Raw genomic sequence first — 12,337 nt, 5'->3', positions numbered from 1 at the left:
TCATTTTTCCTCATTTTGACTTTTCAACCACTCCAGACCACCTGAGATCTTAGCAATATCGACACCCATTTGCTGCATTTGTTTAAAATACGCATCACGATTATCAGAGCCTGAAACTTGTTGTTTCTCCCGTGCACTGATATTGCTGCTTTGGGCAATAACCTGTTCGGCTGACTGATAGACAGTTTTCAGGTAGTTATGATTGGATAACGGTTTCTTGTCCCCCTGTGCCCGCTTTTCTCGGATACGTTCAACAGTTTCGCTCAGTGCGTGAGCCAGCACCCGACCGGGTTTGTAAAGCGCCAGCACTTCCCTGGCCAGCTTTAATGCCCGGCTGTTGGACAGGTTTTGTTTCTCACGACGAAACAGACCAATATAGGCAACCAGATGCCGGGCACAACTGCCCGGCAATTCAGACAGCATTTTTAATAACTGACGGCTGGCGTCATCTTCACATAACGCCTCTAAATGCCAGTCAGAGTGGCAAATGGGACAACGGGCTATTTTCATGATGATTTCCCCATATTAAAGGCGTGACATATCGCGTCGTATCCTAGGCGTGATGGCAGTGGTTGCTTGCGGGCTGCCATGCTTTCGGTCATCAGCCTGATGTGCCATTTTTTTAAACTCTCAATAACCGGATAAACCAGTGTGGGCGTCAGCCAGCCGACTTCCGCGACCCCTTCGCCATTGATTTTGGACGTTTGACGCATCACAAATTTATTCAGTGCTGACTCTGAGCCGTCATGAACAAACCCTTGCTGATGCATGGTGATCCAGATGGCCCGAATTTTGCTGATTTCTGCCGTGCGTACACGGCCTGTTGAATCCGGTTTAACACGTTGGTGATGGGGTTTAAAACGACGTTTAAACCCTCGTTCAACAAATGCAGCGTACACCTGCTTTAATTCAGCATGAGACATATCACAACACGACATTTTGCCCGTCGTTGACGTCAGCGCAGCGCGATAAGTGTCATCGTCAAGCTTAAGTTTGGTTTTGGCGATATGAATAAGGCGGATCAGTTGTTGTTTATTCATCGTTCATTAACCCATTCTAAACCGTCAATCTTTTTGTATTGCCGGATCAACTGGCTGGCATTTGCAAATATCGGAGAAAGATAGGTCTGATGGCTATATACCTCTGGAAATGTCTTTTTCAGATAACGTTTACCCATTTGTTTTTCCATTTCTGCCACTTTTGTTTTGCTATAAAGTGGCTTTACCCCTGTCAGACAAAATAATTTGGTGAGCGGGTTATACTTATCACATTCTTCATCCCCCCAACCAACACACAGAGTATGATTAAAATACACAACAAGCTTACTTCTGCTTTCATTCATTCTTTCCCGAACGATACTAATGACAGTCTCCTGGTACTTAAAATTAACGTGACAAAACAACCCCTTAAGCTCACGTTCGATTTCTTTCCAGTTTGATTTATCAATCATTGGGTTTTCCTTGTTTCCTGAATTTGGCGTAAGCCTGCCCTGGCGGGTTTACGCCAATTCATTGAGATGAATTAAATTTAAATGACGATTTAATGAATAAAGCCTATTTCTGGGGTTTATGTCGTTAAATCACACGCCGGCGATATCCAGTGATATCGGTTTATATTGGTCAGTATCACCGACCCGCTCATAAACCCGAATATAGGATTTACTGCCGATAACCTGCAAGGCTTCGCCGATGGCAACCATTGCCTGTTGCCAACGCGCGTCATCAATATCCAGCCGACGCAGTGCCAGAACACGACCCGTATTGATATCGCCCTCTTTATCGGTGGAAAACGCCTGATTAATTAGCGCATGAATTTCAGGACGCGCACCCTCTGTCCAGTCAGCCAGGCAACTGTCAATCAGCTCCTTCGCCGCTTGCAGACGCTCATCAAACGCAATACGGTCCTGTATTGCTCGCTGGATTTTGAAGCGCCCGTCATAGCAAGGTAGCGTGACGTTCCCTTTTTTCCCGCCTTTTGTTGCGCCATACGCTTCTGCTGACAAGTCAATGAACGCCTGAATATCAGCAAATGCCCGCAGCTTCAGTTCTGCCAATGCAGAGCTAACGGTAATGGCCTGCTCGACGATTTCCCCGACCAGCCTGTCCCGCTCTTTATCAATTTCACGGATAATAGAGACCGGGGTTAAAACGCCTTTAGCATCGACCCAATACCCCTCCGGGGCCTGCTGTGTTGTGTATTGTTTAGTGGACATGTTGATTAACCTCTTGAGTGTGAAAACATAAATCGTATTGTTCCTGCGCGAGGTAATGCTTAATCACCTGTACCAGCGCCATGACCTCTTGTTTTTCATTGGCCGTGTAAACAGCCCCCCCTGATGCCTTAACGTCATGCATTAATTTCCCTTGCTGCGTGGTAATGACAATTTCGATTTTAACAGCCATACATCCCCCTAATTAATGTAATGATTCAGACCAATACACCTGACAACCGCCATGCATAAACATCCCCTGCCGATAATCACTATTGCGCCCCAGGTATCGGTAAGTGGCCTTGCCGTTACGAATTAACTGTTCGCAATGCGTATGGCGGGCAATTTGTATACGCGGCGCACTATCCCGGATTATGATACTCATCACAGTAAACCCCTGTTCTGTCAGCGCGGATACCGCATCACCAGCACGATTAAATACTGAAACCAAATCCTTTGTCATAATGTCGCCCCCTCTAAATCTTTAACCGCGGCGCGGATATGTTTTTCAGAAAGGAGTTCATTGTTGCCTTTGGCAAACATGGCTGCCAGTCGTAAAGTATGGGATACGGTACGCAGTGCGCCGGGACGTTCTGATAACTGCTGAACTAACGCGCGTTCCTGTTGGCCCAGTCCCCAGGCATCCGCAATGGCGATAACGTCATCTTTTTTAGTTTTCAGGATGGCGACTTTTTTCGCAATTCGGCTGAACAGTCGCGCAAAGTCCACACTGCGGGAACTGCCGCCGGTGAGTTTGGCATAGACCTGATGATTACCGACCAGGGCCAGACCGATGCCGGTTTCCTCCTGCAAGATGCGCAATTCCTCTAACACCGGATAATCAAGATGGTCGGCTTCATCAATCACCAATAACCCCGATGTACCGCGCAACTTTCTGCGTACTGCCCGCCCCAGTTGACCGGCCCGACGCGGCGCATCTCCCAGACCCAGCTCCAGGGCCAGCTCGTACAGGCATTCGCTCAGGCTGGCGCGGGAGGGTGACACGGTTATCAGCCACACTTGAGGGCGTTCAGCGACAAACTGCTGCAAGGCTTTGGTTTTACCGACTCCCGGACTGCCATAGATGACACTGATACATTGTGCCAGTTGGGCATATTGCAACGCGCTCCAGATTTGCCGCACAGTTTTGGTCTGGACAAAATCCGGGGCCGCCGGCATTTCATTGGCGCGCCTGCTGCGGTTCTCCAGCCAGACAGACAGCTGGCCGGCAACTTTGCTGTTATCCCCCCTGTAGCTTTCATTCATAAACTGAGATAACGCGGTACTGGATATGCCACTTTCGCGGGCGACATTGCTGTAAGTCAGGCCGTCACTTTCAACAATGGTTCTGATAGCGGCACGAACGTCAGCCAGCTCTGTTTGTGTTTGAGTCAACGCTATAATATTGGTCATCGTAATCTCCTAAATTGCATTTTTCTGTTGTTGCTCATGCAACTGCGCAACCGCATTTTCAAAGGCATAGTCATAATCGGTGTCCGGCTCGGCCTGTTCATCCACCACTACCCGACGCACGGTATTCCCCACCGGGCGGTAAATCTCAACCACACGGCTTTCCGGTGGCGCGGGCGGCACGGTTTCCGGCATCAGTTCCGCCACTTCCAGCGCGGTCATGCGGCGCTGGGCAGCCGTGGCTTCTTTAGTGCGCTTAACAAAGCGGGTCCGGTTACGGTCATGTTCACGAGCAGCCTGAGAATCCCCGAACCCGGATTTCTCAATGCAGGTGGCTTCACAAATAAACCGGCCGTCCAGGGTGTAACACAGCACGGAGTCATGCAGTGCCGCCGGGTCAAAACGAATAACAATTTTGTTAGGCTTAATCCCCAGCAACTGCTCGTGGTAGTACCGGTTTTTACGTGACTGTATTTTGCCGCCGGCATTTAAGGTAAATGCGCCATGGGTAACCGTGACTGATTCAGACGGCAGCAACAGTAAATGGCGCTGCTCTGCTGTTGCCTTGCGTACTGTGCTTTCCTGATAGCTCTGTTCAAACGCATCATCAAACGACCCTTTACCAAGACACACTTCGGTATCGCGCCCAGGCCGACGGTTCCAAAAAGCGATCCCTTCTGCCAGCGCATTTAAAAAAGTTTCCGCATCGACTACCCGGTCGCCGTAATTATCGGGCTTTGCCATCGGGTTAGCGCCGGTATAAGCCCCAGCCAAAGCGGGATGTTTATCGACCACTTCACCCAGACCGCCGTGAGAGAACGCACGCTCTACGGGTTTTGCCTGGCCGTGTCCCCGACCAAACAGCACACTGGTCCAGTGCAACTGGATGCCCAGCAACGGGATGATACCTTTCGGGTCATCTTCTTTAACTTTAAATCGATAGCGATTCGGTACACCGCCTGTCATCCATTTATTGGCAGCGGCCCGCGTGTTATCGATAGTGATGTGTTTGGGAATGCCGTATTGCTCAATCACATCAGCCAGGGCCAGGCGAATACTGTCGCTGTTCTCTGACACATCAGTCCGCCAGGCCAGAATTTTACGGGTACGGATATCCTGCCAAATCCAGGTTTTTGGCCGGATAGTTTCACCATTAAACCATTTAACAAAAACGTTATGCTGATAGCCGTCGCCGTTAATCCATTCCATCGCCTCCAGTTCAAGCACAGTACGTTCTTGCGCGGGATAGAGCCGCATCAATGCGTGTTCACCTTCGCGCAATAAAACTATCTGTTCGGTCGGGACTTCACGCTCCAGCTTGCGGCGCAGGGATGACAGACTCGGTATCGTCCAGCCATGTGCCGCAGCAGCTTCATCAAGGCGGGCATAGCAGGTACGCAGCGCCGGTTGCTCCGGGCGCAGATAATCAGCCAAAAAGAAATCCCATGCCGCAGATGTGCAGTCGGCTTCTTTCTTCTTACGGGCTGACATACTGTGACCATGTTTACCCACTAATGCCGCCAGCCAGTCAGAGCGATCAAAAGGTTTCGCAAGGTAGTACCAGCGCCGGACACTTGCTGGGGGCACCTGTAACGCATCCGCGACAGAATCAAAAGCGGTCAGTGTGTCGATACCGGTGTCAATCAAACCCGCGACAGCTATCACCACCTCACATTTCCGGCGTGCTTTTCCACGCTGGTTGTTATTCGCGTTATTCCAGTGCTGCCAAAGCAGCTCACGCGAGTAGGTTTCTGCCTGCTGTTTTTTATTTTTGATGTCAAAACGCAGGTTGTTGATTTCCACCGCCCCTTGCTTTTTCAGGACTGCCGCACGGGCTACTGGCGGCAGGCAATTAATATGAAACTCAAATGCCTTAGAACCTTCACGCTTACGGACCATTTCTGTTGTTGCATTTTTCTTTAAGCGGTTAGCAATGTTAAAAGGGGCTGTTGGTAAATTCGGTAGCCCGACACACTCTTGCGCTGTAACCCAAATATCCATCAGCTTCATACTCCCTGACATTATGAATTTTGATAACGACTCGGCCAGATAACAGCCGGGTCAACACCGATTGCCTGAGCAATCAATCTTTCCCCCTTGGGCCAAGGGCGAACTAGCGCATTACGCAAAGTATCTTTTGCCAGCCCCGCTTCAACAGACAACGCGCGTAGATTTGTACCGCGTTTTTCTAATGCGGCGCGAATGTCTGCGCGATGCCAGTCTTGCCTGTCTTGTTGCATTATGTGATCCTTGTAGGTTTACCTGCGCCGATAATCGCTAATGATTATCGGTGTGAGTATGAATGTAGCGTATAAAAACACGCATGTAAATACCTTTGCGTGTTTTTATACCCATAGGGTTATTTTCAATGGACCTTTCTTTAAGTCTTTAATGGTGGGCTTTATGGCTGAGAAGCATAGCGAAGAAACAAAAAACACAGATCATACTTTTCATGAGAGTGAAATAACACGCTTTGGAGAGAGATTATCTACGCTTATTGGTAGGGAATCATACAAGTCATTTGCAAAAAAATGTGACATGTCTGATAAGGCGATAAGAGATTACGTGAGCGGAAAGACATACCCTGCGTTAGATAGAATTGCCCATATAGCAAAGGTCACTGGCTGCTCTTTTGAATGGCTGACAACAGGACATGATCTTAATAAGCACGAGCCTGAATTTTCTAAAATAACAGAAGTAAACACAATGGCCACACCGGAACAACAGCAAGCATGGCTGGTTATATTAAGTAGAATGAAACCCGAGGAAAGAGAAATTGTCATTGACCGTGTTTTCAGGCAGGGTATCAGTGCATTACTCATACCACCCCAGACAGACATTCAGCAAGAGTCGCAATTCCCCTGGCCGGAAGATCTGCCTGACAAACTAGGGGTATCTAACAACTCATTGGCGTTTGCTCAACTGTATGCATCTTTAACTGATGAACAACGACAGAGATTTTTGGAGTCTATCAATGACAAAGAACACGTCCCGGCAAACCACAACAAGATGAGCAGCAAAGCAGGTTAACATGGGCTAAAGTAGCCTATGTTTTAAAGCGTATTTAAAGATGTTTTAAATGACTGATAGGGCGTGTCCTGGTTTTATTAAAATAAGTGGCGCAAAAGCAACAATCACAAAAATTTTCTCATTTTAGTTAGTCTGCCCGTCAGGGCAGGAATAAACTTATCACATCCACGCAACACCGCACCACAACTGAATTTATGCCCACGAATTCCCGTTTATTTTGACCAATTCCCTATTTCTTTTTGTTTCTCATTACTTGTGGTTCAATACACTGGCATTTGTGTCTACAAATTCCATTTGTCAAGGTGAACAAGTTTCTGCTTTGTGGCCATCTGTTTTTTCTCTAGGCCTGAGGATTCATTTGGCTTATCCGACATTTGTTTGGGCTAATAACGCGCGTGATAAGGCTGCTGTGCATGTTGTCATTGTTGGATTGTCAGCAAGCGCAAAATCACGACGGTTATTTGAAGAAGTAAATGGTAATTTACTTAGCCAGGTTGTCGGCAACATTAGTCCGTACCTATTAGAAGGAAGCAATATTGCAGTATCAACACCGGGTAAGCCCTTAGTTAAAGGTGTTCCACCATTACTTTTTGGTAACAAACCGACAGATGGTGGTCATTTTTTCCTCACGCCAGATGAACGAGATAGGTTTCTAAAACTAGAGCCTTCAGCCGCTAAATGGATCCGAAGGATTTTGGGTGCAGCTGAGTTTTTAAATGGGAAGGAACGTTGGTGTTTATGGCTGGTAGATGCAACCGATACCGATTTGCAAACAATGCCTGAGGTAAAGAAAAGAACTGCTTCTGTTCGTGATCTGAGATTGAAAGCAGGTCACCCATCTGCACTAAAGATGGCTGAAAAACCACATATGTTTATGCAGGTAAGCCAACCCAGATCAGGAAGTTACATACTCATACCAAGAGTTTCATCTGAGCGAAGGACGTACATTCCTATAGGCTTCATTGATCATGAAACAATATGCTCCGATGCAAATATGTTTATCCCTAATGGGACATTGTACGAATTTGGAATCCTTACTTCTTTGTTACACAACGATTGGATGAGGCTGGTTGCAGGTCGTTTAAAAAGTGATTACCGATATTCTGCTTCAATAGTTTACAACCCATTCCCATGGCCAGATGTTTCTAGTGTTCAGCGTAAAGCTATTGAACGATTAGCTGAAGAGGTCATTCTGACACGTGAAGAGTTTCCTGGGTGGACTTTAGCTGAACTTTATGATCCGGATAAGATGCCTCTCAAGTTGCTAGATGCCCATAAGGCTCTTGATCAAGCAGTAGATCAACTCTATCGAGAACGCCCCTTTAAAGATGCTGCCGACCGGTTAAGTTGCTTGCTAGCACGCTACGAGGCACTGGTTCAAAACTGATACTGTTTTTTGAACTTATAGCAGATAAAGGCACTCATGAAATTTAAGGACTAATGATGAAAAACCTTCTACATGTCGAGTATAGTCAAACGGGTCAAAGCTCCAACCTTAACACGATGGGTATGCGTGAAATGCAGGCTAGAGCTTTTGCTGAACGTGGTAGCCAGTATCTTTTGATCAAAGCACCACCAGCGTGTGGAAAATCACGCGCACTTATGTTTCTTGGCCTGAATAAGCTGGAACATCAGAATTTGTGCAAGGTGATAGTCGCGGTCCCGGAAAAATCTATTGGTGGTTCATTTCAAGATACCAAACTCACTGAGCATGGTTTTTTCGCTGACTGGGTTGTTAAACCGGAAAATAATCTATGTGTAGATGGCGGTGAGTCAGGTAAGGTCAAAGCTTTCCAGCGCTTTATGACCAGTGGTGACAAGATTCTTGTGTGTACTCACGCAACCTTGCGTTTTGCTTTTGAAAAATTAGCAGTAACTGATTTTGATAATTGTCTTGTAGCTATTGATGAGTTCCACCATGTTTCAGCTGACGGTGATAACCGCTTGGGTAGCCTCATTGATGAATTGATGAAAAAATCAAGTGCGCACATTATCGCTATGACTGGCTCCTACTTCCGTGGTGATACGGTACCTATCTTGTTGGCCGAAGATGAAGCATTGTTCACAAAGGTCACTTATACCTACTATGAGCAGTTAAACGGCTACCAATACTTGAAATCCTTGGGTATCGGTTACCATTTTTACCAAGGGCCTTATATCGAAGCTTTACCTTCAGTTCTGGATGCTAATAAGAAAACTATAATTCATATCCCAAATGTTAACTCTGGTGAATCCACTAAGGATAAGCATGGAGAAGTAGATGCTATTCTGGATGTTTTGGGAAATGTGTTAAAACGCGACACAGTCACAGGTGTATACCATATTGAGGCTAAAGATGGACGTTTGCTTAAATTAGCTAATCTGGTCGATGATAACCCCATTGAAAGGCCAAAAATCCAAGCCTATCTGCGTAATATCAAAGCTGCCGATGACATAGACATTATCATCGCGTTGGGCATGGCCAAAGAAGGTTTTGACTGGCCATTCTGTGAACATGTTTTGACCATTGGTTACCGCAGTTCGTTAACAGAAATCGTACAGATTATTGGCCGTGCCACACGTGATTGTATGGGCAAAAAACATGCGCAGTTCACCAACTTAATTGCCCAGCCAGATGCGCAGGATGACGATGTGAAATCATCGGTCAACAACATGCTAAAAGCGATTACAACCTCGTTATTAATGGAACAGATTCTTGCCCTCAGTATACAGTTCAAACCTCGTTCGCAATGGGACGGAAAACCACTGCCGCCGAATACCTTATTAGTTGACGATTCATCAAGCACACCTGTATCTCAAAAGGTGCTAGACATTCTTAATGGCGACAAGAATGAGATTATGGCCACGTTAATGGCTAACGAACAAACTGTAAAAGAAGCAATCAGTGAAACCACACCTTCGGAGACTATCACTCAGGTGGCATTGCCCGCAGTGATTCAAACTCTTTATCCTGACTTGACTGAAGAAGAGCAAGAACAAATAAGGCAGGGTATCTTACAAAGTATGCTAATTACTCAGCAAGGCGGATTGTTCGAGGGTGAAGACCTACCGCCTGATGCCGTTATAGATATGGGAGATAATTCTGGGATGGAATCCAGTTCAAGCGTTGTTGGAAAACAGTTTCTTAAAATGGGCGAGAAGTTCCTTTGCATCGATAATCTTGATATAGATCTGATTGATTCCATTAATCCATTTCATGGCGCTTATGAGATCCTCTCCAAATCAGTTACGGCTCCTATGCTGAAGACCATTCAGGAGGCCGTCAGTGCCAGTAAATCTCAAGTCTCAGAAGAGGAAGCTGTAATCCTTTGGCCTAAGATTAAACAATTCAAAAAAGAGCACGGACAAGAGCCATCGTTGAACTCAAGTGACCCGATCGAACTACGGTATGCGGAAGCGTTAGCGTTTATACGTAAGATGAAACAGCAACAGATGGCAAAACAGGGACAGTAATATGATCCGTTTATCGACTAATCACCTGTCAGGTAAATCGACATTAGATAGCATCATTTCAGAGGACGATGAATTCGACCTGCTTGACGTGCAACCGCTAAAGCCCAAATCTGGCTTAGTTAACCTGTATGGTAATCAATTTTCAGAAATCGTAGCGTATTATGAACAGCATGGTCGACTTCCAACTGAAGGAAACACGGTATCTCTTGATGAAAAGCGCCTTGCAAGGCGCTTAAAGAGTATTAAAGAGAACCCAGACTTGTGTTTACAACTAAGATCCATAGATTTCTATAACTTACTGGAATCAAATAGTTCGGACTATATACATACCAACTTGGCCGCAGAGTCTGAACCACCCGCTTATATCAATAAATCAGAACTTGTTACCTCATTGGAAGACATTTTTGCGGATGACGATGATGAACTGCTAAATTTCGATGAGCCTGATATTTTCAGTATTACGAATGTTTCGGTTGATAGAAAAGATCAACCCGATGAAATTGCTCAACGGCAGCCTTGCCCCGATTTTCAGCGGTTTGAGCCTATTTTTCTTCAATTACGGGGTGGTTTAAAAAATGGCATTTTTTCCCTGGAACGTTTTACGCACAAGTTGAAAATTAGCGAAGGCGACTTTTTTGTTCTTAACGGCGTGGTTGGTTACGTACATAGTGCTGGTGAGCGCCTGAGTCAATATAGTACTTATAATGCGCGTCTACACCTGATATTTGAAAATGGCACTGAAATGAATATGCTCTATCAGTCCTTAACTCATGGCTTAGTGAGGGACAAAGAAGGGCGCAAAGTGCAACTCAATGGTCAGAAACTGATACCTTTAGATGTTTCTGTTCCATCTGGTTTGGTTTATATACTTGCAACTAAGAGTAAAGACTCAGCGCTCATACCTTATAAACAAAATTTATACAAAATTGGCTTTACTGAAACGACTGTAGAACAGCGAATCAAAAATGCTGAAAAAGACCGTACTTTTCTTGAGGCCCCTGTCAGAATTGTAGCCACCAGCCAATGTTTCAATTTAAATGCACAAAAACTTGAAGCTTTAGTACATGGTTTTCTTGCAACTCGTCGTCTTAGCATTACTCTTACAAGCCATAATGGACAGGTTTATACACCGAAGGAATGGTTTAATGTCCCTCTGGCTACAGTACAGGCTGTAATCCAATATATTGTGGATGGTACTATTTCTCAATACCGTCTGGATAACACAACGGGAAAAATTGTTTCGAAACGTTGATTGTTATGGCTAGATGTGGTGAATGCTTATGGCAAAATATTCTCATTAGAAACGATTTTAGATTTATATCATTTTCCTGAAGAGACCTTCATAAACAGAAGAACAATGATATTCTTCTGTTTATGAAGGTCCGAACGCATTCTGTAGCAGATTAACCGACTCATCGAGGGAATTATCAGACTGCAAAGCCAATCTGATGAGAATTAATTAGGGTTACGTGAGTAGCATAGATTGGATTTGGACGTAGCGATCTGACCTTTTCTCAGCCAAAGGCTACCCAGATAAACATACTTATATTCGGATGTTATCTCCGCTAGTCTTTTTTCCAATTTTTCGTAATCTATTCGACTACGACGTCTATCACCAATTTGACTATTGGTATCGAAACAAGTGAGCAGCCTGTCCAACTCAAATCTGGGATAATACAATTGATCCTCTACAAAAGTTAATTGAGGCTAATCCCCTTAGAAGAGTTAAGCTCGTAGTAAATCGCCATTTGTCACAGGCTTGATATCTCAAGGTTGATAACGGGCTTGCCTGCTCGATCTTCTCTTTCGGAGACATCCGGATTTAACAAAAAGACACGAAAATATCCCACATTTTCTGTTTCCAAAAGCTCATCAACATAATGGCCGAATCGTCCTTTCTCCATAAGGTTTTTATCGATATACAGACGAATGGTTTTACCATTATGTTTATCGAAGAAATTAATGAGAAAACCACGGCCATAGCGTTTCATCAGAGCGCCACCTCCGAAAATGACGCCTGAATAATGGTTTGTTAGCCCTTTCTGAATATGCGTTATTATTCATGTAGATGGATTTTCCCGTGGCTTAGTACACTTAATGTTAATGCTCTGAACTCGTCGTAACTAACCTCAGCTTCGTTTAAAGATAGCGATCTCATTATCCCGTAGATTCAAGCTCGGTTTTTTAGGCTGGAATGTATAAGCAATAAGACCGGCAGCAACTTCTAACAAAAAA

At 45.3% G+C, this 12,337-nt stretch carries 14 protein-coding genes and 1 pseudogene; 4 read left to right on the top strand and 11 right to left on the bottom strand.

The window, feature by feature from the left end:
- The 9 genes from ABR397_RS18125 to ABR397_RS18085 all read right to left on the bottom strand — a co-directional run bounded on the left by ABR397_RS18125 (position 1) and on the right by ABR397_RS18085 (position 5,859).
- Complete coding sequence (locus ABR397_RS18125; protein ID WP_350306955.1) at positions 1–510, bottom strand: beta/alpha barrel domain-containing protein; 510 nt, start codon at positions 508–510, stop codon at positions 1–3.
- The gene (locus ABR397_RS18120) at positions 507–1,040 is read right to left on the bottom strand and encodes a gp16 family protein (RefSeq protein WP_350306954.1); all 534 of its coding nucleotides are present in this window, start codon (positions 1,038–1,040) and stop codon (positions 507–509) included. Before ABR397_RS18120 ends, ABR397_RS18125 begins: the two co-directional genes overlap by 4 nt.
- Positions 1,037–1,450 carry a hypothetical protein gene (locus ABR397_RS18115; RefSeq protein WP_350306953.1) on the bottom strand — a complete coding sequence of 138 codons (414 nt, stop codon included), beginning with the start codon at positions 1,448–1,450 and terminating at the stop codon, positions 1,037–1,039. The genes ABR397_RS18120 and ABR397_RS18115 overlap by 4 nt, the downstream gene beginning before the upstream one ends.
- Positions 1,451–1,579: 129 nt before the next feature.
- Complete coding sequence (locus tag ABR397_RS18110) at positions 1,580–2,212, bottom strand: DUF3164 family protein (protein ID WP_350306952.1); 633 nt, start codon at positions 2,210–2,212, stop codon at positions 1,580–1,582.
- Positions 2,202–2,402 (bottom strand): hypothetical protein, encoded by a 201-nt coding sequence (locus tag ABR397_RS18105; RefSeq protein ID WP_350306951.1) that lies wholly within the window; start codon positions 2,400–2,402, stop codon positions 2,202–2,204. The genes ABR397_RS18110 and ABR397_RS18105 overlap by 11 nt, the downstream gene beginning before the upstream one ends.
- Before the next feature lie 12 nt (positions 2,403–2,414).
- The gene (locus tag ABR397_RS18100) at positions 2,415–2,672 is read right to left on the bottom strand and encodes a hypothetical protein (protein ID WP_350306950.1); all 258 of its coding nucleotides are present in this window, start codon (positions 2,670–2,672) and stop codon (positions 2,415–2,417) included.
- The gene (locus ABR397_RS18095; protein WP_350306949.1) at positions 2,669–3,622 is read right to left on the bottom strand and encodes an AAA family ATPase; all 954 of its coding nucleotides are present in this window, start codon (positions 3,620–3,622) and stop codon (positions 2,669–2,671) included. Before ABR397_RS18095 ends, ABR397_RS18100 begins: the two co-directional genes overlap by 4 nt.
- 9 nt (positions 3,623–3,631) lie before the next feature.
- Positions 3,632–5,620: a transposase domain-containing protein gene (locus ABR397_RS18090; protein ID WP_350306948.1), complete on the bottom strand. Its 1,989-nt coding sequence runs from the start codon at positions 5,618–5,620 to the stop codon at positions 3,632–3,634.
- 20 nt (positions 5,621–5,640) lie between these two features.
- Positions 5,641–5,859 carry a helix-turn-helix domain-containing protein gene (locus ABR397_RS18085; RefSeq protein ID WP_036841422.1) on the bottom strand — a complete coding sequence of 73 codons (219 nt, stop codon included), beginning with the start codon at positions 5,857–5,859 and terminating at the stop codon, positions 5,641–5,643.
- Positions 5,860–5,899: 40 nt separating this feature from the next.
- Here ABR397_RS18085 and ABR397_RS18080 point away from each other — a divergent pair, with 40 nt between their 5' ends.
- From ABR397_RS18080 to ABR397_RS18065, 4 genes are all read left to right on the top strand, one after another.
- Positions 5,900–6,649: a helix-turn-helix domain-containing protein gene (locus tag ABR397_RS18080; RefSeq protein WP_350306947.1), complete on the top strand. Its 750-nt coding sequence runs from the start codon at positions 5,900–5,902 to the stop codon at positions 6,647–6,649.
- A gap of 217 nt (positions 6,650–6,866) precedes the next feature.
- On the top strand, positions 6,867–8,036 hold the full coding sequence (locus ABR397_RS18075) for a type IIL restriction-modification enzyme MmeI (RefSeq protein ID WP_350306946.1): 1,170 nt from the start codon (positions 6,867–6,869) through the stop codon (positions 8,034–8,036).
- 56 nt (positions 8,037–8,092) lie between these two features.
- On the top strand, positions 8,093–10,102 hold the full coding sequence (locus tag ABR397_RS18070) for a DEAD/DEAH box helicase (protein WP_350306945.1): 2,010 nt from the start codon (positions 8,093–8,095) through the stop codon (positions 10,100–10,102).
- A 1-nt stretch (position 10,103) separates the two neighbouring features.
- Positions 10,104–11,354, top strand: coding sequence for a GIY-YIG nuclease family protein (locus ABR397_RS18065; protein WP_350306944.1), 1,251 nt, complete (start codon positions 10,104–10,106; stop codon positions 11,352–11,354).
- Between the two features lie 499 nt (positions 11,355–11,853).
- On the opposite strand, the gene ABR397_RS18060 is transcribed toward ABR397_RS18065, so the two are convergent.
- Both ABR397_RS18060 and ABR397_RS25485 read right to left on the bottom strand, forming a co-directional pair.
- Positions 11,854–12,093 (bottom strand): hypothetical protein, encoded by a 240-nt coding sequence (locus tag ABR397_RS18060; protein WP_350306943.1) that lies wholly within the window; start codon positions 12,091–12,093, stop codon positions 11,854–11,856.
- A 138-nt stretch (positions 12,094–12,231) separates the two neighbouring features.
- Positions 12,232–12,337 (bottom strand): annotated as a pseudogene (locus ABR397_RS25485) (IS982 family transposase); the annotation flags it as partial.

This window comes from Photorhabdus viridis, assembly GCF_040256935.1.
In the GTDB taxonomy this organism is placed as follows: domain Bacteria; phylum Pseudomonadota; class Gammaproteobacteria; order Enterobacterales; family Enterobacteriaceae; genus Photorhabdus; species Photorhabdus viridis.
This window is presented reverse-complemented; position numbering and strand designations above follow the sequence as displayed.